Origin of the sequence: Chryseobacterium sp. 22543, assembly GCF_052044565.1 — a bacterium.
In the GTDB taxonomy this organism is placed as follows: Bacteria; Bacteroidota; Bacteroidia; order Flavobacteriales; family Weeksellaceae; genus Chryseobacterium.
The window spans coordinates 715,209-739,854 of the sequence record NZ_JBQENH010000003.1 but is presented as its reverse complement, the minus strand read 5'-3'; the positions used below and the strand labels follow the sequence as shown (position 1 = coordinate 739,854).

The window sequence follows — 24,646 nt, the reverse complement described above, 5'->3', positions numbered from 1 at the left end:
ATGAAAAATATTAAAATCCTAACAGTACTGTTATTCTCAGTTGTTTTGTTTCAATGCCAAAAGAAAGAATCACACAGAGAACACGTTTCTTCAACAGACAAGAAGAACGATCATCGTCTTGTTCTAAATATTGGTAAAGATCTTTTTTCAGCCAATGTACATTATATGAAACTTTATAAGTATAATGAACAAAACAATTGTAATCAGAGTAAGGCGGTTTCAGTAATTTATGATAATCAGCTATCTTCTTGCTTTGATTATGTTAAAACCATTAATGGAAAAGATATTGAAGATTTCTTGGGAACTATTAAAAATCCAAATACATATGGAGGAGAAGATGTAGCATGTTTTGATACCGACTATTCATTGATCCTTTATAATATAAAAGGTGAAGTCGCTGGATATATAAATATAAGTGAAAGTTGTAATAAATTAATTTCTAATCCAGAGATTAAGGGAAGAGAGTTTTATTCTAAAGATGGATTAAGAAAAGTTGGATTCTCAGAAAAAGGGAAAGAAAAAATCAAACAGATCTTAAAGCTATGATCTAGAATACTCAGTTATTATTGGTGTAAAGAGTAATATAGTAATTATAAAATTATTATATTTAAAAAGAAACACTCCACATTATCTAGTGGAGTGTTTATATTATAAATTAATTAATTTCTTTCTCTTTTTTATTGCCCTTTTAGTAGAACTTACTGATCAAGATCATTAATATTTAATGTTTATCACATTGGTTGCTATTTAAAATTTGAGTTATAAAAGTGAATACAACCTGCCTGTTAAATAAAACCTTTCCCTGCCATTATAGTAACAAACCTGTCCTACTTTATATCTTGCACAGTACACATAATTTAATTTATGGATAACAATAAAAACGATGAATAGGTTCCCGTTAGGAAAAAACAGGCGATACCTTATTGGTGCTGCATCATGAAACGGGTACTGTTGGGATTATTCAGGGATTGAGTGATAATGGGGAAGTGAATAGGGTTAGTCCTGAGGATATGAACCGCGATGAAATGCTTAGTATTGAGCGTAATGAGAATTCTTTTACTGAGTTTTATTCAACATTTTATCACCAGCTGAAGGAACCTTCGGAGTTTTCTTTCTTTAAAGTGACGGAATATGAAGCGAAGCAGACAGCTGTAAACCTTCAGAAGTATATGGATAAGGTTACGGATGAAGAGAAAAAAGATCTGAAGCAATATGAGATCTCCATTGATGTGGTGGAGGCACATAGAAAAGCTCGGGAAGGGAAGATCATAGGTAAGGGAAAGGATGCTGGAAATAGGTATGTATATACGGCTGAACAGGTGGACTGGAAGATGATGGAGAAGCTGGGCTGGAATAAGGAAAGACTGGAAGAGCTGGGGGCTTTGGAACCGATGCTGAAAGGATATAAAACCCCGATGCTTGTTCCGGTAAGTATTGAACTGGGGAAGATATCAGGTACGATTGAAGCGAGGCTTTCTCTTTAGGCTAATGATTTTGGAGAAGTGGAACTCAGGTTTCATCCGGTAAGAAGGATGCCCGACTTTTCCAAGCCTTTCTTTGGGCATGTATTTTCAGAAGAGGATAAAAGGAATCTGATGGTAAGTGGGAATATGGGAAGGGGGTGGATCTGGTTCATGGGATTACAGGGGAGTCAGTGCCTTCCCTTATCAGCAGGGACAGGCTGACCAATGAGCTGTTGCAGCTAAGGGCTGAGTGGGTGAGAATTCCATTGATGATCAAAGGAGCGACTTTGGATCAGGAGCAGAGAAAGATATTAAGGGAAGGAAAACCCTTGTTTATTGAAAATATGCTTTCAGCAAGGGGGACCCTGTTTAATACAGCGGTTCAATATAATGCGGATAAAAGATATGTGGAGTTTTTGCTGGATAAGAAGGTAAGGGGGATGGGAACGGGAGATTTCAGGCAGGTTCCGGAGGTGTTCAGAGGGAAGAGGCTTAAGAAATGGCAGGTTGAGAAGTTAAAGGCTGGGGAGGTAGCGTATGTGGATGGGCTGGTGGATATAAGCGGGAAGGGGTATCAGGGATATTTGAGGTTTGATAAGGGAATAGGAAAGTTTGAGTTTTCGTTTAAGAATACTTGGAAGGAGGAGAAGAAACAGGAGCAGGGGAAGAGTAGGAATAGAGGGAGGGGGATATGAAAGCCTTCTGTGGGAAGGCTTTTGCTTTTGGGGTGAAGCAAGTGTTTAGGGGGTTACAGTTTAATTCTTTATATTTCACTGTCTTTTAGGGAGTTGTTAATTTTAAATAAGGATACTTTTTTCTGATCTTTTTCATACTCTTAAAGTTAAAGAGTATAAGAATTATGTCCTAACAAAGTTAGCAACTCCAATATTACTTCTTTATCAATTTCTGAACAGAAATTTTATTTCCTGAATTGATTTGTGACCAATATACTCCTTGCTTTGAGATCGGCAGTTGCAGCTGTTCTGGAGTCTGAGAGCATCTGAAATTTTCTTTTCCATAAATAAGTTTACCCGAAGAATCAAAAATACCAATGCTTACTTTGGTCTCTTTTTCACATTTTATATTAATATTGTCTGAAAAAACTGTCGGGAAAATCTTGAAGTTATCTGCTTTTTTAGACTCAACAATTCCTAAGTTATTGTATGTGTATTGTGCAAGTGCAAATTTGCTGTTGCTGGGAAAATCTGAAGAAGAAGCCAATCCTGCAAGAATTATTTTTGAATCAAAAACCAACGATGAATACGGAATATCCTGAAATCCTGAAAAATCTGTAATTACAACACCGGAATTTCCGAATTGTGTATCTAAAATCCCAGATAGATTAAATTTCATCATCGCAAAATTTTCATTACCATTGGTCGCCGAGTACGTAGAACCAACTGCGATAATATTATTTGAAGAATCTAATTTCATATTTCTCAGCTGACCTCCGATACTTGGAAGAAGTGTCTGTACAACACCGTTCGTTCCGAAAGAATTTTCAAAAGAACCATCCACATTAAATTTTATTATCGTAAAGTTAGATGAAACATTGTTATTGCTTGATGAGAATGCTTCTCCGCCCAATAAAATACTTCCGTCACTTAAAACAATATTGGTATTTGACAGTGAGCTACCTATATTCGTAACATTAAAATATCTGTATCCTACGGTGGCAAATGAAGTATCCAAAGTTCCGTTTGGTAACAATCTTAATATAAACATTCTACCTTGGTTGGAGCCTGTCGTCAGCAAAAGATAGCCTGAACAAACGATTGTTCCATTTGGAGCAATATTTACGGCATTCAAATAATGGCGGTGATTAACAGGTGCAATAGTGAATAGTCCGGTATTATTAAACGTAGTATCAAATTGACCGTTCTGTAATAAACGCAAAACGTAACCTTCTGTCAATGCATTCGTGCCTCTTTTGTTACCGACCACAATTATTTTTCCGTCAGATTGCAGTTCACCGTTAAAGACATTGTCATCTGACTGAGCGCCAAAATTGATTTCCAGAATACCGTTTGTACCGAAATTTGTAACATAATTTCCATTTTCATCAACTTTACAGATGATGATGTTAAAATAGCCGTCGGTGGCAAGCTTAGTTCCGAGAATGATCATCTCGTTGTTGCTTGTCTTTAATATTTTTTCAATTGATTTAAACGGAAGCTGTTTGATTCCGTTGCTCTGAAAAGAAGTGTCAAAAGAACCATCAGAATTGTGTCTCACAAGATAAGCGCTGGTATTGTCAGTACCTCCAACCAGTATTTTACTGTTGCTCACAGCAATCATCGACCCTATTTTCTCAAGATTTGAGTTTGCATTGATGTCATAAACCATTTTTCCATTGGTTCCAAAATTATTATCAAGTACCTGAGCAAAAAAGAGGTGTACAGATGATAACAAAACAATAAATATCGCTTGATATTTCATGATTATTTATTTAACTAATTTCTGATATTTGACGATGGAGTCAGCGGTTTATCCTGAAATTCAGCAGAATTTAACCACGCAAATATAGGTAAAAACTTCAATGAAAGAACATTAATCCCACTTTTGAGAATGCTACCACTTTCATCATAAAGAAGGTTCGATAAAAATGTCTGAAAAATATCTGAATAAATTGATTCGTACATATTCTAAAATACTTCGAGTATTTTTAATAATGAATTTTGAAGTTATTAAATAAAAAAAGCATTAAAAATCAACCTTTTGTAGCCCCATCAGGGATCGAACCTGAATCTAAAGTTTAGGAAACTTTTATTCTATCCATTGAACTATGAGGCCTGTTCTAAATGAAGCGTTTCTTGCTTCTCTAAGCCGTAAGTTTGCTTATGAAGCATCAACGAAGTTGATTACATCTTTGCTGCCTTTAGAATATAAAATTTAAATAATTAAACCTTTGCGTAAAAAATGTAAGCAGTATACATATTTTTCCAGATTTTAACTGAGTCGAATAATCTTCAGAAAGCTTTATTTAAAAGGGTATATGGGTAAAAGAATCTGCCCTTTAGGGGCAGATCCAGTAGATAAATACATCTCATTTTTTTAATTAGACAACAATAAAAAGCACAGCCGACAATGCTGTGCTTAAATTTTTATTTCAAATTTAATTGCAATTTCAATAGTAGTAAGAAAAGCAAATAAAGTTTCCACTTCGATTTTTATTACATAGTAAATGTAGTAATAATTTTAATACGAAATATGAATTTAATGTTAAAATCCACAAGTTATCCACAATTTGTTGTGGATAAGTCTGTCGTTAGTTTAAAATCCAGACTTTTGCTGCCTCAATATCCATATCCTGTCCCTCTTTGGGTTCTACCGGAATGTCCGGATCTATCTTTCCATAATAGACTTTTCCGTTACGGTCCATTTCGTAAGAAGTAGCCAAAGCAAGGCTTTTACCGTCACTTAACGTATAAGGTCTGTTTGCTGAAGTATATCCTGCTGAAGGCTGACCAAATAATTTTACATTGTTTTTCCCAATAAAAGCAATGGTAGTGGCTTCTCCGGAGCTTGCTGTACTTGGGCCAATTAGTACCGCTATTTTTGACTGACCGCTCTTAAGCTCATAAGGTTCTTTAATTTTATGCGGACCAAATTTTCTGTTTTTATAGATCCATGGACTCTTTTTACCATTGTAAACAAAATAGCCCAATGTTCCTTCACCGATCAGATTACCAAGTCCACTGATCATAGGGTGCATATTTCCTCCGGTGTTAGTTCTTAGGTCTACTATCCAGCCTTTAATCGCATTTCCGGAATCCAGTTTTTTAATCATATTGTGAATCTGTAAGGCAAAAGTATCCCCAACTTCTGTATTTAAAGAAGCAAAACCCGGCACTGAAACATACCCGATGTTCTGATCGATCAGTCTGGAATCAGGCTTTGCATCATTAGTATTAGCAATTTTTTGCTTCTCAGTACGTTCTTTGCCATCAATGAAAGAATGATTATCTCCTGCCTCTCTCAGGTTTTTGATGATATAATTTAAAGCAGTATCAGTATCATTAACGGTTTTCATCCCTTTTGAAAGATAGCCCAGATTTGTTTCAATATTTTGCCAGTCTAATTTATCTGAAACTATAGAATTCTTTTTCACAATATCTTTAAACTCCTGAATATATTTTATAGAAATTTTAGAAGGCTCCTCTTTTGAAAATGCAATTTTATTGAGCTCAAAATGATCAAACCAAACGGTTCCGTTTCCTGTAAACACCCCTCCAAGAAGCAGGCTTTTTACATTTTTATCAACAGTGAAAATTAAAGAATATTTTGTCCAGTCTTTATTCACAGCAATAGACCTTTGCTGTGATTCTGAATTTCCGAAATCAATCATCCGGCCATTTTCATCTTTTACTTGGGTCCATAGATTGATTATTCCATTGGTATTTTCAGATTTTACATAAGCACTGATTTCTATTTTCTCTAATTGCTGAATGTCAAGAGGAACTTTTTGGGAAAAAGATTGGAAATTTTTGGTGTCATTAGTCTTTCCTGTCAACTGCATTGAGGCTTTTCCTCCGAAGTATTGTGTATAATCTACCTTTCCTTCGTATAAATCCGTTTTTTTAATATTCCAGTGATTGGGTAATCCATCTGTCATGTTTTCAAACCCTGCATTTTGTATTTGAGCTTCCACTGAGCAGAACAGAAATGCTGCTATCATAGTGTAGGTCAATTTTTTCATAGTTATTAATTTGGGCTAAAATAAAGAACTTGTCAACAAATTTATACCTTGTTAACAAATTTTAGTAATGGTTTAGAAGGATTAACATATTATAGACTTACCTATGATTTCTTACAATTACTGCTCAGAAAGGTATTTTAAAACAAAATCATTTAAGATTTTTTTCTCTTCATCACTGCCTTTATTGTCCATATGACCATGATTGATGGAGGTTGATTGTATCGTTATAGAATACTTCTTTTGTTCTGCTTCATTGGGAAGTACTCCTTCATCAGCCGGATAATCGTTAGAACGTAAAGTATAAATTTTAGGAACAGAAGTTCTCGGCAGGAGCATTCTCCGATTGTCCATTGTGATCAGTTTATACACCAGATTAGGATGCTGATTGCCGAATAACGCTGCCATATCACCACCATTGGAGTGACCTATTAATGTCAGATGTTTATAATCAAGTTCCGGTTTTACTTTTTTAAGTTCATGAAGTACAAACAGAATGTTATCCGAACCACTTTGCCAGAAAGGTCTTCTCACCAACTGTAAATTTCCTTCTGTTGGCAAAGGATTGTCTGTCGTCAGTTCATGTTGAATGCTTACTGTAAAATAACCTTTTGAAGCCAGTTTTTCCGTTAAATAAGAATACACAAAGTAATCTCCGCCTTTATTGAAACCATATCCATGATTGAAGATAATAATCTGTTGGTTAGAAATCTTTTTATCAGTTTTCGGCTCATAAAAGGCGACAGGAATCTTACGGTTTCTGCTTTGATCAAAAAAGGTTAAAGTATCCAGTTTTACTTCGTAATCATGACTTTCAGTGTTTTTATTTTGTACAGCACAGCTGGTTATAAAAAGAGGAATGGCCAAAAGAATAGAAAAGGAGTACTTCATGGATTGTTTTTATTTGACAGAATAAAAGAATGATCTTAGTTCATCTGCAAATATATGAGGTAATTCCAATGCGGCAAAATGACCACCTTCACTCATCTTTTTAAAGCTGGTTACATTCACGAAACGTTCTGCCCATTCTTTGGGAAACTGAGCTTCACGGGGAAATACGAGTACTCCGGCAGGGACATTGCTCTTTTGATGAACGTGAGTTCCGCTCCATAAAGCTGCAGCGTCTTCTTTGTACATTCTGGCAGAAGATCCTATCGTCTGAGTTACCCAGTAAATCATAATATTGGTGAGCATCTCATCTCTTCCTCCAAATGCAGTTTCTATTAGCTCTGGTGGAGATCCGGCGTTTATAAAGCTTATGATCCAGCCTGCAAGCCCGATAGGAGAGTCGTTTAGCCCGTAAGCAAGAGACTGGGGCTTGGTAGACTGTACCATTGCATAAGCTCCTTCACTATACCACCAGTGCTGGACAAACTGTGCGAATTGTTTTTCATCTTCACTCATTGTTGCAGGATCTTCCTGGCCGGTTGGGTATCCAACGTCTGTAAGATGAACCGCTTCCATTACATCAGGGTATTTTGAAATCAATGCTTTTACTACTCCCATACCTATATCACCTCCGGCAGCACAGAATTTTTCATATCCAAGCACTTCAGTCATCAGTTTTTTCCAAAGATCGGCGACTTTTGCACTGTTGACCGCCGTTTTATCAGAAAAGCCAAATCCCGGAATAGAAGGGATAATCAGATCAAAACTCTGTTCACCTTCGGTAAGCAAAGGAATAATTTTATGAAAACGGTAATAACTGTCCGGCCAGCCATGGGTAAGAATCAAAGGTTTGGGGTTGGAGCCTTTTCCTCTGATGTATTGAAAATGAATCAGGATTCCGTCTATGCGGGTTGTATACTGTGGAGGTTGATTTAGCTGCTGTTCATGCATCTTCCAGTTGTAATCGTTTACCCAGTAGTTGGTAAGTTCTTTTAGATAAGTTTCGTTGGTGCCGTAGTTCCAGCCAGAGCCTTCAGGTTCTTCGGGCCATCTGGTGTTTTGGATGCGGTTTTTGAGGTCGGCTATCACCGATTCGGGAATGTTAATAGTAAATGGTTCCATATCTATATATTATATTGGTGTAAAGTGATGATTTGAAAGTTGTTGACAATAAGGATGTTATCAAAGTTATAAACTTTCTCTATTAATAAGTGTTGTCAAAATCATAAATTTTTTGATTTTTTAGTGGCGAAAAAAATGTAACTTTAGTTCATTAAAATCTCGTAATACATATTACTGATTCAGGAGTCATTCTGAAACCTGAAAATCTAGGTTCAATTTCTGAACCCAATACCTCTATCATATAAAACTAAGCAAAGACAATACGTCATTTGCCCCTATCAATGTCATTAGCTTAGAATTGGCTATTGATATTTAATATAAAAAAATCATTATGAATACCTATAAAATTGCCGTAATCGGCGGAACAGGAAAATCCGGTCAATATCTGGTACAAAACCTTTTGAAAAAAGGATATTCCCTTAAACTTTTAGTAAGACATCCTGAAAATTTCACCATTCAAAATTCCTTTATTGAGTTGGTAAAAGGAGATGTAAGAGATGACACAGCTGTCCGTACACTGATTGAAGGGACTGGTATTGTAATAAGCACGCTAGGCCAGCCAAAAGGAGAGAGATCTATATTCAGTGATGCGGCGAAAAATATCATCAAAGCGATGAATCATTACGGGATCAGTCGCTATATTGTAACCACAGGTTTGAGTGTGAATACATTATCTGATCAAAAAAACGAAAACGTAAAAATGGCTACAGACTGGATGTACCAGAACTATCCTGAAACGACGGCTGATAAGCAAAAAGAGTACGAACTTCTTATGGAAAGCAATCTGGACTGGACTTTGGTAAGATTACCATTGATTCACCTCACAGAAGAAAGTTATGAAACTGAAACAAATCTTACTGACTGCCTAGGGGAAAATATCAGCGCTTCAGATCTTTCAACATTCTTAGTTTCTCAAATTGATGATGTTGAATACCTAAGGAAAAGTCCGTTTTTGTATAATCTGAAAGAATAAAAAATCAGAATATATTAATGTAATGAAGAATCAGCCACAATGTTCTGTGGCTGATTCTGTTTTAAATATCTTTATTTTTTACGGCCATACATGAGTATCCGCTTAAAAGCATAGATGGCCGGATATTTTGTAAACCTTTGTGCTATTCGGGATTTAAATTCGGTAATGAAACTTTCTTTTTGATTTCCTTCCAGAAGTTCCAGATAAGGTAATAAGGCTGTTCCTGAAATAAATTCATATAAAGCCTCATGATCATCCGCAATAATGGGATAAACTTTCTGATATATTTCTATATCCTGAATTCCGTTATCAAACAAAATCTGAGCATAATCATCCATTGAAAGTACTGGTGAATCACGGTTGAAATGATTCAACTGCGATGCATAAGGTTCTTCATTTGCCATTGCTGTCAGAATCTGATTGAGAACATTTTCTTTCTGAACGGGCATTTGAATGGCGAGCTGCCCTTCAGGAGATAGCAGTCCAATGATCTTAGGAAATAAAGTTTCATGATCGTCCGCCCATTGCAGAGCTGCATTACTGAAAACAAGATCCCATTGTTGTTCTGACTGTACAGCATCTTCAATGCTCTGAAGTTTAAAATGTAGGTTTTCATTTTCATATTTCTTCGATTTTTCAAGCATTTCTGCCGATGAATCAATTCCTAAAAATGTAGAACCTGTCAGTTTTTCGGTTAAAATGGAGGTTTGCTCTCCGGTACCACAGCCTAAGTCGATGGCTTTTATATTGTTTTCAGGCTTGATTAATGCTGCTAAATCGTAAAAGGGTTTGTACCGTACATCTTTGTACTGATCATATAATTCGGGATTCCAGGGCATAAAAATAATTTTGAAATGATACTATAAAGGTAAAGAATCTATCTTAAAAATAGGAGCCAAAATCTTCTCAGTTACTATTTTAAATTGACATAAAAAAAGCGACTATTTTTAAAACAGTCGCTTTTAATTTTATTATTCAAGTTTTTCCTTGATGTATTTTGCGGTATAAGATTTTTTATTTTTTATCAGATCTTCAGGAGTTCCTGCAAATACAACTTCACCACCATGTTTTCCTGCTTCCGGACCAATATCAATAATATAATCGGCACATTTGATGATATCCGGCTGGTGTTCAATAACAATCACAGAATGTCCAAGATCAATCAATGCCTGCAGTGATTTCAACAGCTTCTGAATATCATGGAAGTGTAGTCCTGTGGAAGGTTCATCAAAGATAAATAAAGTTTTATCCGTTGTTACTCCTTTTACAAGGAATGAAGCCAGTTTTACACGCTGTGCCTCACCACCGGAAAGGGTAGAAGAGCTTTGTCCAAGCTGCAGATATCCTAAACCGACTTCCTGAAGAGGTCTCAGTTTTGTTACAATCTTCTCTTCATTATTATCTTTAAAGAATTCCAGCGCTTCATTTACGGTCATATGAAGAATATCCGAGATGTTTTTCTCATCAAATTTCACCTCAAGAATCTCGTTTTTGAATCGTGTTCCTTTACAAACCTCGCATTCAAGCTCGATATCAGCCATAAACTGCATAGAAACGTTGATAACACCTTCTCCTTTACATTCATCACATCTTCCGCCATCTACGTTAAAAGAGAAATGTTTAGGCTTGTAACCCATCATTTTTGCTACTTTCTGCTTGGCAAAAAGATCACGGATGTCGTCATAAGCTTTCAGATAAGTTACCGGATTTGAACGGGATGATTTTCCAATCGGATTCTGATCAATAAGTTCAATATTTTTGATTAGTTTTTTCGGGAATTCTACAGAATCATAGTCTCCTTTTTTACCTCCCATTCCAAGTTGGATCTGAATGTCATTCGTAAGAATTTCTTTCATCAAAGTAGATTTTCCACTTCCTGAAACCCCGGAAATGACAACGAGGCTTTCCAGTGGAACATCTACATCTATATTTTTAAGGTTGTTCTGACGAGCTCCTTTGATATGAATCCATTCTTTTCCTTTTCTTCGTTTCTTCGGAACTTCAATTTCCAGTCTTCCGGTAAGATATTCTGAAGTGAGAGTATTTGCTTTTTTCAGATCTTTATAATCTCCGGCAAATACCAGTTCACCACCAAGATAACCTGCTTCCGGACCAATATCAATAATATAATCTGCGGCTCTCATTACATCTTCATCGTGTTCTACCACAATTACGGTGTTTCCAAGGTCACGAAGATTTTTCAATACTTCAATCAGGTTTTCCGTGTCTTTGGAGTGAAGACCAATAGAAGGTTCATCCAGGATATAAATAGAACCTACCAAAGAACTTCCTAAGCTTGTTGCTAAGTTGATTCTCTGACTTTCCCCTCCTGAAAGCGTATTGGAAGTCCTGTTTAATGTTAAATAGCCTAATCCTACTTTTAATAAAAATTCAAGACGGGTTGTGATTTCATAGATAAGCCTTTTGGCAACCTCTTTGTCATGATCTGAAAGCTGTAACCCATTGATTACCGGAGCCAGTTCATCCAAAGGAAGTTCTATCATCGACTGGATATTATGTCCGTCCACTTTTACCCAGCTGGTTTCTTCACGAAGTCTCAATCCTTCACACGTAGGACAAAGGGTTTTTCCTCTGTAGCGTGAAAGCATTACTCTGTACTGGATTTTATATAAGTTTTCTTCAAGCATTTTGAAGAAATTATTGATGGATGGAAAACTACTTTTTCCGTCACCTTTCCAAAGGAAGTTTTTCTGTTCTTTTGTTAATTGGTGATAAGGTTTATGAATAGGGAAGTCTCCTGCTTTTTTGATGAAATCTTTTTTCCATTCACTCATGGTTTCACCTCTCCAGCTGACAACAGCATCTTCGTAGATGGATAATGTCTTATTGGGAATTACAAGATCTTCGTCTATTCCGATTACTTTTCCATATCCTTCACATGCAGGACATGCTCCATATGGGTTATTAAAGCTGAAAAAATGAACATTCGGTTCAAGAAATTCCATTCCGTCAAGTTCAAACTTATTGGAGAATTCTTTTACTTTTTCAGTATCTGTATTTTTTAATGAGCAATAGCCGCGTCCTTCATAAAATGCCATCTGAATAGAATCCGCAAGTCTTTGTAAAAAGCTTTCGTCTTCTTCATAGGAAAAGCGGTCAATGACAAGATTGATAGTCATTCCTTTTTCAGGAGCAAATCCAAAGCTTTCCAGGTCTTCGATTCCGGCTAAGTTTCCATTGATTTCAAGTCTTGTGAAACCCGCTAGCTTTAAAATATTCAGTGTTTCTTTGAAATTGTCAGTATCATATTCTAAAGGAGCAGTCAATAAAAAAGAAGTATCTTTTTTGGAAGCTTTGATAAAATCTACCACGTCAGAAACCGAATCTTTTTTTACTTCTTCTCCCGAAACAGGAGAAAAGGTTTTCCCGATTCTGGCAAAAAGAAGCTTCATATAATCATAGATCTCCGTAGATGTTCCTACCGTAGAACGTGGATTGGAAGAAATAACTTTCTGCTGGATTGCAATAGACGGCGCAAGTCCTTTAATGTCATCTACTTTTGGTTTTTCTAATTTCCCCAAAAACTGACGCGCATAGGAACTTAAACTTTCAACATATCTTCTCTGCCCTTCAGCATAAATAGTATCAAAGGCCAGAGATGACTTACCGCTTCCTGAAACTCCTGTAATAACAATCAGTTTATTCTTCGGGATCAGGACGTCTATATGTTTCAGATTGTTAAGATGTGCATTCTTAACAAAAATCTGTTTTTTTATGTCTATTTCTGTTGTATTAGCCATATTTTGTTTATTCATAAAAGTAACTGTACAGCATTAAGGCTGCCAGTATAATGGTGTTTTGCCACAGAATATTCCAAGGCTGTCATCAATTGAACTTTTAAATATTTTCCTCAAAAATTAGCTTTGAAAAAGAATACTTTCATCGTAAAATTAAGACCCACAAAATTACGAATTTTTAGCGAAAATTTTATGCATATATTATTGTTAAAAATTATTATTATAAATGGTAAATCAGAGAAATAAAAATAAAATATAATCAATGGGAAATGATAAAATGAAACTGGGTTTGTGATTTATTCTTGTTTTACTGTTTATTTCACGGTATTTTATAAAGTTTTATAAATTATGTTATATTTTTTTTTGCTGAACTATTGTTTTGTGTTTTAAAATTATTTAAAATTGTACCCTTAAATATGTAATAAGAAATGAGAAAATTATTCAGAGATCTGGTTACACATTTAATGAAGAAAAGATAGAATTAATCCCTCACAAAGATGCAGCATTCCGCTGCATCTTTTTTTATGACAACTATCATTTGTCTGTCTTGGTGAACTCCCTTACTTTTGGAATCTGTTATAAAAGAAAAACTACGGAACGATTATGATCAAAAAGATAGGAAGTGCTTTTTTTCTGGGATCTTTACTTTGGGTAAATGCACAGGAGAAGACAACAGATATTGAAAGCATTGAATTTCAGGGAAAATTTATCTCTACACCTTATAAAAGTGCCAACCAGAATATCAGCGTTATCAGCAGAGAAGATATTGTAAATTCTCCGGCTAGAAGTATAGACGAAATTCTTCAGCAGGTACCAGGAATGGATATCAGAAGGAGAGGAGCCAATGGGGTACAGAGTGATATCGGCTTCCGGGGCAGTTCTTTTGAGCAAGTTCTTCTGCTTCTGAACGGAATCAGGATGAATGACTCCCAGACCGGGCATAACAATATGAATATCCCGGTTGACCTGGATGACGTAGAAAGGATAGAAATCATAAAAGGGCCCGCTGCCAGACGTTTTGGGCAGAATGCTTATGCCGGTGTTATCAACATTATTACTAAAACAGTTCCCGGAAAGAAAGTTAAGATCAGTGCAGATGGGGGAGATTTCAGTACGTATGGCCTTGGATTCAACGCGCAGATAGGAAATGAAAAGTTTACCAACTCCCTTCAGGCCAATTCTGCTTCTTCAGAAGGATATATGTTCAATACTGATTATGAGATCAGAAATGTATTTTATCAGGGAAAGCTGAATATCAAAAACGGAGACGTAAGGGTACAGGCCGGTTTTTCGGAAAAGAAATTCGGAGCCAACGGTTTTTATGCTTCCAGTGCTGCAACAAAACAATACGAGGAAACACAGGCTTCGATTGTAAGTGTAGCCCATCAGCAGACTTTTGGGAAACTAAAGCTTAATTCAAATGTATACTGGAGAAGAGGACAGGATATGTATCTTTATGACAGATGGAATCCTGATTTTTACAGAAATATGCATATTGGAAATAATGTAGGCGGTGAGGTAAATTCTAGCTACCAATGGGGATTGGGAACCACCGGAATTGGAGTAGAATTGAGAAAAGAATTTTTAGTGAGCAGTAATCTGGGGGATAGAAACCGCTTTGTATCTCAGGTTTTCTTTGAGCACCATTTTTCATTACTGGATAAAAAACTGAACATCAGTCCGGGAATTTCATGGGCCAACTATTCTAAAGAAGGAAATTTCTTTTATCCTGGTTTGGATGTCGGCTATAACTTTAATCCCAATAGTAAAATCTACGGAAATATCGCAAAAGTACATCGTATACCAACCTTTACTGAACTTTATTATGTCAGCGGAACAGAACAGGGAAATCCGAATTTACAGCCTGAAAATGCGCTTTCATCCGAGGTAGGATATCAATATCAAAATAACAGAATTTTAGCTAAAATAAGCGGGTTTTTAAGGAACTCCAGCAATTCTATTGACTGGGTTAAAAATGACCTTAAAGACAAAATTTGGTTTGCCGAGAATGTAGGAGACATCAAAACGAAAGGGATTGAAGCAGAGTGGAGTCATAGGCCGTTAGACTGGCTGAAATACACAGTTGGGTATACGTATATCGACAGTAAATATGAAGAGAAAAACGGTTTGGTTTCAAGATATATTCTGGACAATCTGAGACACCAGTTTATTTCCAAATTAGAAGTGAAATTCCTGAAAAACTTCACCAATGAGCTTGTTTACCGTTACAATGAAAGAGTAAATCTGGGAACTTATAATCTTGTTGATGAAAAGCTGAGTTTTGCTAAAAAAGACTACTCAGTTTACGTTTTGGTTAATAATATTACCAATACAAATTATACGGAAGCATTTGGGGTGGCAATGCCGCAAAGGTGGTTCCACATTGGTTTTTCTTACATAATTAATATTAAGTAGGTGTTAATTTAATATTAATGAAAGTTAATATTAACAAATTGTTAAAAAATATACATTTGCAAAAATTTTTTATGAAACGTCTTATAGGCCTAGGTTTACTACTTGGAATTTCTTTTTTTAAAGCACAGGAACATATTTCCAGCTTCAATGCAGTGACTCTGACCTATAAGTTTCATCCAAAATTTTTCCTTTATGCAGAAGGGCAGATGCGTGGTAATGAAGATTATACCTACCCCGATTATTATGAGATAAAAGGGGGAATAGGGTATAATCTTACCAAAAACCACAAGCCTTTCGTAGGATTGGGAAGATATGTCAACTATAAAGAGCACAGTTTAAGCAGAGAGGAATTCAGAGTATGGCTTCAGGATGTCATTGATTTTAAAAAAGGCATCGTAAAGTTTGAAAACCGTTTTCGTGTTGAAAAAAGCTGGTTCTATGAGCCTAAAACAGATCTTACTTCCCAGAGAATGCGTTACAGATACCGTCTGAATGTAAGTGTCCCTTTAAATTCCAAAACAATAAAGAAAGGTACTGTCTTCGCTAATGCGTATGACGAAATTTTCTTTGTAAGCCCTATGAAACCTAGCTTTGCCAGAAACAGAGTTTATGGTGGTTTTGGGTATCAGATTGATGATTACTTTGGAATCGTGAGCGGATATCTTTGGCAGCGTGAATTTGAAGCGAAAGGGAACAAAAATTTACATTTCATTTACCTTGCGTTAAACATCAACATCGATGGGACGGATCATCACACGAAGACCTACGATTTCCCAGGTGCAGATTAATTCTTACGTAAACTTGACTGAAAATTTAATAAATCCAGCTTAGAATTAAGATAGTGATCATTGAGTAATGCCCGGTATTTTTCAATCAGCAAAGATATAGCACCTACCTCATGCTCAAGATATTTGTCTTTGTTGAAGTAAATATATTCAGAATCTATAAATTCCTGTAAAAGATTTTTATCTTCACCAGTTAAGGCTTCCTTATAAGCTGAATTTTCAAGAAGTTCCCTGGTCTTTTGTTTAAAGGGTTCTTCTGCTTTTAATAGCATTCACATCAGGTGAAAGAAAAACTTTTTGTGGAGTTTTTACTTTGATTTCAGCTACAATTTAATGTGTCTTTTTAAAAATAAATTTAACAAGAAATATAAATACAAAAACTCCAACACTTAGCAATCCTGCTGCACCAAAAACGGTAAAGTAATTGAGAGAAATACTTAACAGTTTTATAGCCCCATATCCTAATAAGAATATCATCAGGAGTGAGGCGAGTATAAGTATCAGATAGATCAGGAAAAAAACTGAAATAGATACAATAGCAGAGACCAGCTTGGATTGATAAGCTGATGAAATTTCAGGAAGGTTATTAGTCATGTATTTTTTATTAATACTTCTCTATCAGATAACGGTACGCTTTCAGATATTTATTGAATCTTTTAATATCCTTAGGCGTAAGTTCTCTGTTTACTCTTCTAAGATCCATATTGTCACGAAGGTCATTCAGTTTTACGGCAACCGAGAGCAGAGATCTTTCTGTTCTTTTAATGAAATCATCGTAATCTTCTTCCGGATCAAATTTGGTAAGACAGCTGATGGCGAAAATGATATATTCAGGAAACCCCTCAGACCTTAAATAATCCAGACTGAATTCCACCGGATGGTCTTCTACGACATCATGCAGTACTCCAACGATTTTTTCGTCCAGTGTTTTGCCATATTCCATCACGCGCATCACGTGGGCTATGTATGGAGCATGGTATTTATCGGTTTGTCCTTTATGGGCTTTGTCAGCAATTTTGATTGCTCTATTCAGTAATTCTTCTTTTGTCATTTCTAATGAAAAATAGAATACAAAAATAAAAAATGCCTTAAAAAAATAAGACATTTTTATTAAGATTATTTCAATTCATTTTAAAGACTTGCCTCATTCTCTACGTGAGCATGCGGAGCATTGTTCTTTACAGACTCTATTCCGTTTTCCATGCCGTTGTCAGATTCATACATCTGGCTGGTTCCTATGATCTGTCCGTTTCCTGCTTTAAGATTGAAATAACATCTGCCGTCATTGGCTGTATTTCTTTCAAATTTTGAATCTTCCTGTGAATAGGTCTTTACAGATCCGATTCCGTTTTCGCAGGATGGTTTTGTGCTGTAACCCTGGCTGGTTAAAATTACCTGTCCGTTTCCTGCTTTGAGGTTAAACTGAAAGTCTCCGTTTGTTCTTTTAGAGATAATAAATTTTCCCATGTTTATCGTTTTTTTGAATTTGTGTTGTATTATTTAGATGGTAAAAGCTTCTTTGGACTTATCTGGAATTTGTCAGGAGTAATCGCGTTTAAAATTTTGTATTGTGAATAGTCCTTTGAGGATTCTTTCAAAGCCAGATAAGCCGTAGTATCGTTAGGTTTCTTAATCAACATTTTATAAAGTCCTATCCGGGACTGATTTGATTTCAGCGCAAAGTTTCCGGGGAATTTCCCTTTGCTGACAATTTTTACGGTATCTGTTTTTGGAATAGGAATTAAGTTTTCCTTTTTTTGTGCCGTCAGAGAAGCAGATAAAAGGAGTAGGGGAAATAATGTCTTCATATTATGTTTCGCGCTTTATGGTTTTTAGTTATAATAAAATTAGCAAAAATTATTGATCCTTCAGTAATAATCTGTAGTGTTTTGTGATTGTTTTCCCGGAAAATCTGATTGTAAGGGTTGTAGCCTCATGACTGTTATTGGTTTTATCAGAAATAATGAGAATTGAAAAATAGGAGTGATTGCCTTTTGATTCCCATTTTTTTAATGTTTCTTCCCTGTAACTCCGTAAGCTTTTATCATTCCTTTCTTTTTTTCTGTCTATCCAAAATATATCTGATCTTATATAATTCGGATAGTGATTGACAAGCTTCTTAATTTCATTTATTAAAAAAGGATAATCATTAAGAATCATCCTTGTTGTAATACATGTTTCTTCCTCAAATTCCTTCATCAGCTCTGTTCCACAAAAGGCGGTCCGTTCACTGTTAACTATTTTTTTAGGTTTCTCAGGTTTGTTTTGGTAGGCATATACTATTTTGTTTATAATCGGATCTTCCATTAGGCTGCTGCCTCTAAGGGTATCATTGGGCTTTCGTTGTGAAAAAATAATTCCGGGAATCAGAAATACAATAAAAACATATAATTTTAAATTCATCAATAAAAAATAAAGATTATTACATTAAATATATAAAAAACGCCCCGTAATGAGGCGTTTTGAATCAAATTTATGTTATTAAAGACTAATAAGCTCCTTTCTCGATATAGTGAGCCGCAACTTTTTCAGTTAAAGCTACTACATTCGGATGATTGGTATATTTTGTGAATCTTCTTAATCCTGAAAGCATCATTCTCTGTTCATCTCCTTCAGCGAAAGAAACGATTCCTTCTTTAGCAGCAGAGATGATTTTCTCAACCGCTTTGTAAAGATTAAGCTGAGCCATAGCTGCTTCTACAGATTCAGGAGAGAAGTGTTTCTCTGCTCTTAATACTGCAGATTCTGCCATATAGATTTGGTTAAGGATTTCAGAAGCGTTTAATAATAAATGCTGCTGTTTTTCAATATCCATCATGAATTTCTGAAGTGCAGCTCCGGAAACCATCAGGAATACTTTCTTAAGATTTGCGATAATAGCTTTTTCTTCACTCATGAATTCTGAATAATCTGGAACTTCAAATGAAGGGATACCCATCAATTCTTTGCTGATTGCCATTGCAGGAGATAAAAGATCTAATTCACCTTTCATTGCTCTCTTAATAAGCATTCCTACAGCCAATAATCTATTGATTTCGTTGGTACCTTCATAAATTCTACCAATTCTGGCATCTCTCCATGCAGATTCCATAGGTGTATCTTCTGAGAATCCCATTCCTCCATAAATCTGGATTCCTTCATCAGCTGTATTTTGAGTAAGGTCAGAAACGAAAACTTTAAGGATAGAAGCTTCTACTGCAAATTCTTCAACACCTTTTAATTCAGCTTGTTGATGATCCATTCCGCCAGCAACTAAGTCTGCAATTTTATCTTCAACATTTTTTGCTAAACGGTAAGAACCAGCTTCACTCACAAAAACTCCGGTTGACATTTCTGCAATTTTCTTTCTGATTGCTCCGAAAGTAGAAATAGAAACACCAAATTGCTTTCTTTCATTTGAATACTGAATAGAATGGTTTAAAATTCTTCTTTGTCCGTCAAGGTTTGCTGCAGCTAATTTAATTCTACCAACATTTAATGCATTCAAAGCGATTTTGAAACCGTTGTTTCTTTCACCTAACATATTTTCAACAGGAATTTTCATATCATTGAAGAAAACCTGACGGGTGGAAGAGGAACGAATACCTAATTTATGTTCTTCTTCACCAAATGTTAAACTGTTTGGATTTTCTAATTCTGAACGGTTGATCACAAAACCTGTAATGTTTTTATCATCATCAATTTTTGCAAATAATGTGAAAGTATCTGCAAAACCTGCATTGGAAATCCACATTTTTTGTCCATTGATGATGTAATGTTTTCCGTCTTCAGACAATTTTGCTCTTGTTTTCCCTGAATTGGCATCAGATCCTGCATCCGGCTCAGTCAAGCAATAGGCACCGAATTTTGTTCCTGTAGCTAAATCCGGAAGGTATTTCTTTTTCAATTCTTCATTCCCGTAAAGTAGAGTCGGAAGAGTTCCGATTCCCGTATGTGCTCCATAAGCCGTAGCTAATGAACCATTTCCTCCGGAAACATAATCGCAAGCTAACATTGTACTCACAAATCCCATTCCCAAACCGCCATATTCTTCAGGAACAGTGATTCCTAATAATCCCATTTCTCCTAATTTACGCATTGTTTCTTCAGTCAATGCATAATCCTTTTTCTCAAAACGGTCATGTTGTGGAATTACTTCTCTGTCTATAAATTCTTTAGCAGAATCACGAAGCATTTTTTGTTCTTCAGAAAGTTCTTCCAAAGAGAAAATTTCATTAGCTGGAATTTGTTTAATTAAAAACTCACCGCCTTTTAATGTTTTATTAAGTGTATCACTCATTATTTTTGTTTTTTAATTATAATAATTCAAAGATTGAAGCTGCGCCTTGGCCTGTTCCAACGCACATAGAAACCATTCCGTATTTGTTTCCGCGCTTTCTCATTTCGTCAAGAAGCTGAACTGTTAATTTCGTTCCTGTACATCCAAGAGGGTGACCCAATGCGATGGCTCCTCCGTTTACATTTAGAATATCAGGATTTAAGCCTAATTCTTTCTTAATGGCAACAGATTGTGATGCGAATGCTTCGTTTAATTCGATTAATTCAATATCTTTTAATTCTAAACCTGCTTGTTTTAAAGCTTTTGGAATAGCATAAATAGGTCCCATTCCCATGATTCTTGGCTCTAATCCGGCTGCTGCATAAGCAACTAATCTTGCTTCAGGCTCCAAACCTAATTCTTTTACCATTTCCTCACTCATTACCATTACAAAAGCAGCTCCGTCACTCATTTGAGAAGAGTTTCCGGCTGTTACGCTTCCTCCGTTGGCAAATACAGGTCTTAATTTTGCTAAACCAGCTAAAGAAGTATCAGCTCTTGGACCTTCATCTATTGAAAAATCAAACTTTTTAGTCTGCATTTTCTGATTTTCATCCAGGAAGTTATATTCTACAGGAATCGGAACAATCTGGTTGGCAAATTTTCCTTCCTGATTAGCTTTTAAAGCTTTCATATGAGATTCAAAAGCAAACTGATCCTGCTCTTCTCTCGTAATATTATATTGTTTTGCAACTTCTTCAGCCGTGTAACCCATTCCCCAATAGTAATCAGGGTTTGTTTTTGCGATATCCGTTTCAGGAACCGGTTTGTAACCTCCCATCGGAATGTATGACATAGATTCAGTACCACCCGCGATGATACAATCTGCCATACCAGCCTGAATTTTTGCAGAAGCAATAGCAATAGCCTCACTTCCTGAAGCACAGTATCTGTTGACGGTTACTCCCGGAACTTTATCGGTATTTAATCCCATCAAAGAGATCAGACGTGCAACGTTCAGCCCTTGTTCAGCTTCCGGCATTGCATTTCCTACGATAAGGTCATCAATTCTGTTTTTATCTAATTGTGGGAGTTCTGCCATTAATTTTTCAATAACGGTAGCCGCCATGACATCAGGTCTTGTAAATCTTAAACTTCCTTTTGGAGCTTTTCCAACGGCAGTTCTGAAACCTTTTACTATATATGCTGTTTTCATTTTGTTTTAATTAAATTATTTTTAGACTTTTTTGCCTCGTAGAGGTAAACTGTTCATAATATTTGTTTATGCTTTCTTTGTAGAGCTCCGTAGGAGCGACCTGTTAATCGCTAACCCATTCAAATAAATATTTTGGATCATATTCTATTTCAAATTTTGACATAAAATCCAGATATTCTTCTCTAAAAGTTTTCTTTTTATGATGTTCTTCCTGATTTAAAATATATTTTACAACAGAATCAACACTGCTTTTAGAATATGAAAAAGCTCCGTACCCTTCCTGCCAATTGAATTTTCCATTGATCCACCCTTTTTCATTGATGAATTTTGAAGAACCCGCTTTAATATCTCTTACTAAATCTGAAACCGAAAGGGTCGGATTCATACTTACGAGAATATGTACATGGTCTGGCATTGCAAAAACTGCGAATAACTTTTGGTTTCTATTGGACACAATACCTGTAATAAACTGATGTAATTCTTCTCTGTTTTCTTTTGAAATCAGATTTTGTCTTCCTTTTACAGCGAAAACAATTTGAATATAAATCTGAGTGTATGTATTTGCCATAAATTAACAGGCCGCCTCTACGAGGCTCTCCAATTTAAATTATTCATCTATTAACAGTTCGCTCCTACGGAGCTTCCGCTAGTTTCTTAGAGGTTTTCCGTTCTGTAACATGTACTGGATTCTTTCCAGAGTTTTTCTTTCTCCACAAAGCTGAAGGAAGGTTTCTCTTTCAAGATTCAATAGATATTGTTCTGTAACGACTGTTGGTTCAGACAGATTTCCACCTACCATTACGTTGGCTAGTTTATCTGCAATTTTCTTGTCGTGTGCAGAGATGAAGTTTCCGGTTAGCATTTGGTCTGTTCCTACGTAGAACATTCCTAATGCATCTTTACCAAGAACTTTTACTTTTTGCTCGATTGGCTGAGTATAGCCTTGTTCTGCTAATAGTTTTGCTACTTTTTTAGCTTCAGCAATTTGTCTGTTTTTGCTTACGAAAACAATGTCTTTTCCTTTTTCAAGGATTCCCATGTCATAAGCTTCATACGCAGAAGTTGCTACTTTACCCATTGCAATATTCATGAAAGCATCACGAAGTCTGTTGTTTTTAACATCATCATTATGGAATTCTCTGGAAGTTCTTAAAGTCAGTTCTTTAGTACCACCTCCGCCAGGAATTACACCTACACCAGTTTCTACTAGTCCAATGTATGTTTCTGCTGCTGCAACCACTCGGTCGGCATGCATTGTCATTTCGCATCCTCCACCCAGAGTCATTCCGTGAGGAGCAACAACTACAGGAATAGAGGAGTAGCGTACTCTCATCATTGATTTCTGGAAGTAAGCGATCGCCATATTCAAATCATCCCAATCCTGCTCGATAGCCATCATAAGGATCATAGCAAGGTTTGCTCCTACAGAGAAGTTAGTTCCCTGGTTTCCTACAACTAATCCATCATATTCTTTTTCTGCTAAATCAATTGCTCTGTTTAATCCATCAAGAACTTCACCTCCAAGAGAGTTCATTTTTGAACGGATCTCGAAGTTGATAATTCCGTCTCCTAAATCTTCAATAGAAGCACCAGAATTACTCCAAAGTGTTTTGTTTTTTCTGATATTATCTAAGATGATGAATGCATCCTGACCTGGGATTTTATTGTATTCTCCTGAATTTTTATCAACGTAAATACTTTGCCCTTCATCATTAACTTTATAGAAAGTTTCTACATTTTTCACCCAGTCAGAAACTTCGTATCCTGCATCTTTTGCCAATTCTATACCTTTGGCAACACCTACGGCATCCCAGATTTCAAATGGTCCGTTTTCCCATCCGAAACCTGCTCTCATGGCATCGTCAATTTTATAAACCTCGTCAGAGATTTCAGGAACTTTATGTGAAACGTAAGCGAATAATGCTCCTAACGATTTTCTGTATAATTCACCAGCTTTATCCTTACCTCCGATCAGAACTTTGAATCTGTCAATTGGTTTGTCAATCGCTTTTGTTAATTCTAAGGTAGGGAATGAAGATTTTCCTTGAAGTTCATACTCTAAAGTGTCAAGGTTTAATCCGTGAATTTCAGATTTTCCTTCTGCATTTTTCACTTTTTTATAGAAACCTTGTTCTGTTTTTGAACCTAGCCATTTATTATCCATCATTTTCTGGATATAGCCTGGAAGCGCAAAAACATCATTGAAATCATTAGCTTCAGCACCACTCTGGCGAACGCCGTTGGCTACCATTACCAAAGTATCAAGACCTACAACATCAGCTGTTCTGAACGTAGCAGATTTTGGACGTCCTATTACCGGACCAGTTAATTTATCAACATCAGAAACAGTAAGTCCTAATTTCTGTACATTGTGAAGAAGATCCATCATAGAGAATACACCGATTCTGTTGGCGATGAAAGCTGGAGTGTCTTTGGCTAAAACGGTAGTTTTACCTAGGAATTTCGCCCCGTAGTTCATATAGAAATCGATGATCTCAGGAGCTGTATCGTTAGTAGGGATAATTTCTAAAAGAGGAAGATATCTTACAGGATTGAAGAAGTGTGTTCCTGCGAAGTACTTTTTGAAATCTTCGCTTCTTCCTTCTGTCAGGAAATGAATAGGAATCCCGGATGTATTAGAAGAAATTAATGTTCCCGGTTTTCTGAACTGTTCAATCTTTTCGTATACAGACTTCTTAATGTCAAGTCTTTCTACTACCACTTCAATGATCCAGTCTGTGTTTTTTATTTTCGGAAGATCATCATCGAAGTTTCCGATTTTAATTCTGTCTGCAAACTTTGGTGAATAAAGAAGTGCAGGACTTGCTTTTTTAAGTTTTTCAAAGTTTTCGGAAGCAATTCTGTTTCTTACTACCTTATCATCTTTGGTCAAACCTTTTTTCTGTTCAGCTTCAGTAAGTTCAAAAGGAACAATATCCAAGAGTGATACTTCAACACCGATGTTGGCGAAGTGAGCCGCGATACCGCTTCCCATAATTCCTGAACCAAGAACCGTTACATGTTTGATTCTTCTTTTCATATGTAAATTTTTATTTTTATAAGATTATATGC

General features: G+C 36.0%; 22 protein-coding genes and 1 tRNA gene. 6 read left to right on the top strand and 17 right to left on the bottom strand.

Translation table 11 applies throughout. The features are described 5' to 3' along the window. The 3 genes from ACTJIP_RS14235 to ACTJIP_RS14225 all read left to right on the top strand — a co-directional run bounded on the left by ACTJIP_RS14235 (position 1) and on the right by ACTJIP_RS14225 (position 2,158). Positions 1 to 546, top strand: coding sequence for a hypothetical protein (locus tag ACTJIP_RS14235; protein ID WP_440704744.1), 546 nt, complete (start codon positions 1 to 3; stop codon positions 544 to 546). Between the two features lie 380 nt (positions 547 to 926). After that, complete coding sequence (locus ACTJIP_RS14230) at positions 927 to 1,484, top strand: DUF4099 domain-containing protein (protein ID WP_440704775.1); 558 nt, start codon at positions 927 to 929, stop codon at positions 1,482 to 1,484. 137 nt (positions 1,485 to 1,621) lie between these two features. Further along, positions 1,622 to 2,158 carry a DUF3945 domain-containing protein gene (locus tag ACTJIP_RS14225; protein ID WP_440704743.1) on the top strand — a complete coding sequence of 179 codons (537 nt, stop codon included), beginning with the start codon at positions 1,622 to 1,624 and terminating at the stop codon, positions 2,156 to 2,158. A 193-nt stretch (positions 2,159 to 2,351) separates the two neighbouring features. Here the strand turns inward: ACTJIP_RS14225 and ACTJIP_RS14220 are convergent, their stop codons facing one another. The 5 genes from ACTJIP_RS14220 to ACTJIP_RS14200 form a co-directional block, all read right to left on the bottom strand. Beyond that, complete coding sequence (locus ACTJIP_RS14220) at positions 2,352 to 3,902, bottom strand: T9SS type A sorting domain-containing protein (RefSeq protein WP_440704742.1); 1,551 nt, start codon at positions 3,900 to 3,902, stop codon at positions 2,352 to 2,354. Between the two features lie 282 nt (positions 3,903 to 4,184). After that, positions 4,185 to 4,256, bottom strand: a tRNA-Arg gene (locus ACTJIP_RS14215). 475 nt (positions 4,257 to 4,731) lie between these two features. Beyond that, positions 4,732 to 6,162, bottom strand: a complete 1,431-nt coding sequence (locus ACTJIP_RS14210) for a S41 family peptidase (RefSeq protein WP_440704741.1) — start codon at positions 6,160 to 6,162, stop codon at positions 4,732 to 4,734. A 117-nt stretch (positions 6,163 to 6,279) separates the two neighbouring features. Then, positions 6,280 to 7,050, bottom strand: a complete 771-nt coding sequence (locus tag ACTJIP_RS14205; RefSeq protein ID WP_440704740.1) for an alpha/beta hydrolase family protein — start codon at positions 7,048 to 7,050, stop codon at positions 6,280 to 6,282. Positions 7,051 to 7,059: 9 nt separating this feature from the next. Then, entirely contained in the window at positions 7,060 to 8,169 is a 1,110-nt protein-coding gene (locus ACTJIP_RS14200; RefSeq protein WP_219072626.1) for an epoxide hydrolase family protein, read from the bottom strand. Positions 8,170 to 8,500: 331 nt separating this feature from the next. On the opposite strand from ACTJIP_RS14200, the gene ACTJIP_RS14195 reads away from it, so the two are divergent. After that, a complete protein-coding gene (locus ACTJIP_RS14195) occupies positions 8,501 to 9,142 on the top strand; it encodes an NAD(P)-dependent oxidoreductase (RefSeq protein ID WP_428168471.1) in 642 nt (213 codons plus the stop codon). 71 nt (positions 9,143 to 9,213) lie between these two features. Here ACTJIP_RS14195 and ACTJIP_RS14190 read toward each other — a convergent pair whose 3' ends face one another. Next, positions 9,214 to 9,981, bottom strand: coding sequence for a methyltransferase domain-containing protein (locus ACTJIP_RS14190; RefSeq protein ID WP_077417812.1), 768 nt, complete (start codon positions 9,979 to 9,981; stop codon positions 9,214 to 9,216). 132 nt (positions 9,982 to 10,113) lie between these two features. Then, the gene (gene uvrA, locus ACTJIP_RS14185) at positions 10,114 to 12,903 is read right to left on the bottom strand and encodes an excinuclease ABC subunit UvrA (RefSeq protein ID WP_440704739.1); all 2,790 of its coding nucleotides are present in this window, start codon (positions 12,901 to 12,903) and stop codon (positions 10,114 to 10,116) included. Positions 12,904 to 13,503: 600 nt separating this feature from the next. Here uvrA and ACTJIP_RS14180 point away from each other — a divergent pair. Continuing rightward, on the top strand, positions 13,504 to 15,315 hold the full coding sequence (locus tag ACTJIP_RS14180; RefSeq protein ID WP_440704738.1) for a TonB-dependent receptor plug domain-containing protein: 1,812 nt from the start codon (positions 13,504 to 13,506) through the stop codon (positions 15,313 to 15,315). Positions 15,316 to 15,386: 71 nt separating this feature from the next. Continuing rightward, complete coding sequence (locus ACTJIP_RS14175) at positions 15,387 to 16,103, top strand: DUF2490 domain-containing protein (RefSeq protein WP_440704737.1); 717 nt, start codon at positions 15,387 to 15,389, stop codon at positions 16,101 to 16,103. Here the strand turns inward: ACTJIP_RS14175 and ACTJIP_RS14170 are convergent. From ACTJIP_RS14170 to ACTJIP_RS14125, 10 genes are all read right to left on the bottom strand, one after another. Further along, positions 16,100 to 16,372, bottom strand: a complete 273-nt coding sequence (locus ACTJIP_RS14170; RefSeq protein ID WP_077417806.1) for a hypothetical protein — start codon at positions 16,370 to 16,372, stop codon at positions 16,100 to 16,102. The two genes, ACTJIP_RS14175 and ACTJIP_RS14170, sit on opposite strands and share 4 nt — an antisense overlap. Before the next feature lie 58 nt (positions 16,373 to 16,430). After that, positions 16,431 to 16,694, bottom strand: coding sequence for a hypothetical protein (locus ACTJIP_RS14165; protein WP_077417804.1), 264 nt, complete (start codon positions 16,692 to 16,694; stop codon positions 16,431 to 16,433). A 10-nt stretch (positions 16,695 to 16,704) separates the two neighbouring features. After that, positions 16,705 to 17,151, bottom strand: a complete 447-nt coding sequence (locus ACTJIP_RS14160) for a phosphohydrolase (RefSeq protein WP_077418113.1) — start codon at positions 17,149 to 17,151, stop codon at positions 16,705 to 16,707. Between the two features lie 80 nt (positions 17,152 to 17,231). Beyond that, entirely contained in the window at positions 17,232 to 17,567 is a 336-nt protein-coding gene (locus tag ACTJIP_RS14155; RefSeq protein WP_077417802.1) for a YegP family protein, read from the bottom strand. A gap of 29 nt (positions 17,568 to 17,596) precedes the next feature. Continuing rightward, positions 17,597 to 17,908 (bottom strand): hypothetical protein, encoded by a 312-nt coding sequence (locus ACTJIP_RS14150; RefSeq protein ID WP_180563659.1) that lies wholly within the window; start codon positions 17,906 to 17,908, stop codon positions 17,597 to 17,599. Between the two features lie 49 nt (positions 17,909 to 17,957). Further along, a complete protein-coding gene (locus ACTJIP_RS14145) occupies positions 17,958 to 18,503 on the bottom strand; it encodes a hypothetical protein (protein WP_077417798.1) in 546 nt (181 codons plus the stop codon). 85 nt (positions 18,504 to 18,588) lie between these two features. Beyond that, complete coding sequence (locus ACTJIP_RS14140; protein ID WP_077417795.1) at positions 18,589 to 20,379, bottom strand: acyl-CoA dehydrogenase family protein; 1,791 nt, start codon at positions 20,377 to 20,379, stop codon at positions 18,589 to 18,591. Positions 20,380 to 20,395: 16 nt separating this feature from the next. After that, complete coding sequence (locus tag ACTJIP_RS14135; protein WP_047384701.1) at positions 20,396 to 21,574, bottom strand: thiolase family protein; 1,179 nt, start codon at positions 21,572 to 21,574, stop codon at positions 20,396 to 20,398. Between the two features lie 103 nt (positions 21,575 to 21,677). After that, positions 21,678 to 22,142 carry an IS200/IS605 family transposase gene (gene tnpA, locus ACTJIP_RS14130; RefSeq protein WP_077417793.1) on the bottom strand — a complete coding sequence of 155 codons (465 nt, stop codon included), beginning with the start codon at positions 22,140 to 22,142 and terminating at the stop codon, positions 21,678 to 21,680. A gap of 78 nt (positions 22,143 to 22,220) precedes the next feature. Further along, positions 22,221 to 24,614 (bottom strand): 3-hydroxyacyl-CoA dehydrogenase/enoyl-CoA hydratase family protein, encoded by a 2,394-nt coding sequence (locus ACTJIP_RS14125; protein WP_440704736.1) that lies wholly within the window; start codon positions 24,612 to 24,614, stop codon positions 22,221 to 22,223. Positions 24,615 to 24,646 lie beyond the last annotated feature (32 nt).

Coding starts and splice junctions, on each gene's coding strand:
- ACTJIP_RS14235 (WP_440704744.1), top strand. CDS start 1: ATGAAAAATATTAAAATCCTAACAGTACTGTTATTCTCAGTTGTTTTG.
- ACTJIP_RS14220 (WP_440704742.1), bottom strand. CDS start 3,902: ATGAAATATCAAGCGATATTTATTGTTTTGTTATCATCTGTACACCTC.
- ACTJIP_RS14210 (WP_440704741.1), bottom strand. CDS start 6,162: ATGAAAAAATTGACCTACACTATGATAGCAGCATTTCTGTTCTGCTCA.
- ACTJIP_RS14205 (WP_440704740.1), bottom strand. CDS start 7,050: ATGAAGTACTCCTTTTCTATTCTTTTGGCCATTCCTCTTTTTATAACC.
- ACTJIP_RS14200 (WP_219072626.1), bottom strand. CDS start 8,169: ATGGAACCATTTACTATTAACATTCCCGAATCGGTGATAGCCGACCTC.
- ACTJIP_RS14195 (WP_428168471.1), top strand. CDS start 8,501: ATGAATACCTATAAAATTGCCGTAATCGGCGGAACAGGAAAATCCGGT.
- ACTJIP_RS14190 (WP_077417812.1), bottom strand. CDS start 9,981: ATGCCCTGGAATCCCGAATTATATGATCAGTACAAAGATGTACGGTAC.
- uvrA (WP_440704739.1), bottom strand. CDS start 12,903: ATGGCTAATACAACAGAAATAGACATAAAAAAACAGATTTTTGTTAAG.
- ACTJIP_RS14180 (WP_440704738.1), top strand. CDS start 13,504: ATGATCAAAAAGATAGGAAGTGCTTTTTTTCTGGGATCTTTACTTTGG.
- ACTJIP_RS14175 (WP_440704737.1), top strand. CDS start 15,387: ATGAAACGTCTTATAGGCCTAGGTTTACTACTTGGAATTTCTTTTTTT.
- ACTJIP_RS14170 (WP_077417806.1), bottom strand. CDS start 16,372: ATGCTATTAAAAGCAGAAGAACCCTTTAAACAAAAGACCAGGGAACTT.
- ACTJIP_RS14165 (WP_077417804.1), bottom strand. CDS start 16,694: ATGACTAATAACCTTCCTGAAATTTCATCAGCTTATCAATCCAAGCTG.
- ACTJIP_RS14160 (WP_077418113.1), bottom strand. CDS start 17,151: ATGACAAAAGAAGAATTACTGAATAGAGCAATCAAAATTGCTGACAAA.
- ACTJIP_RS14155 (WP_077417802.1), bottom strand. CDS start 17,567: ATGGGAAAATTTATTATCTCTAAAAGAACAAACGGAGACTTTCAGTTT.
- ACTJIP_RS14150 (WP_180563659.1), bottom strand. CDS start 17,908: ATGAAGACATTATTTCCCCTACTCCTTTTATCTGCTTCTCTGACGGCA.
- ACTJIP_RS14145 (WP_077417798.1), bottom strand. CDS start 18,503: ATGAATTTAAAATTATATGTTTTTATTGTATTTCTGATTCCCGGAATT.
- ACTJIP_RS14140 (WP_077417795.1), bottom strand. CDS start 20,379: ATGAGTGATACACTTAATAAAACATTAAAAGGCGGTGAGTTTTTAATT.
- ACTJIP_RS14135 (WP_047384701.1), bottom strand. CDS start 21,574: ATGAAAACAGCATATATAGTAAAAGGTTTCAGAACTGCCGTTGGAAAA.
- tnpA (WP_077417793.1), bottom strand. CDS start 22,142: ATGGCAAATACATACACTCAGATTTATATTCAAATTGTTTTCGCTGTA.
- ACTJIP_RS14125 (WP_440704736.1), bottom strand. CDS start 24,614: ATGAAAAGAAGAATCAAACATGTAACGGTTCTTGGTTCAGGAATTATG.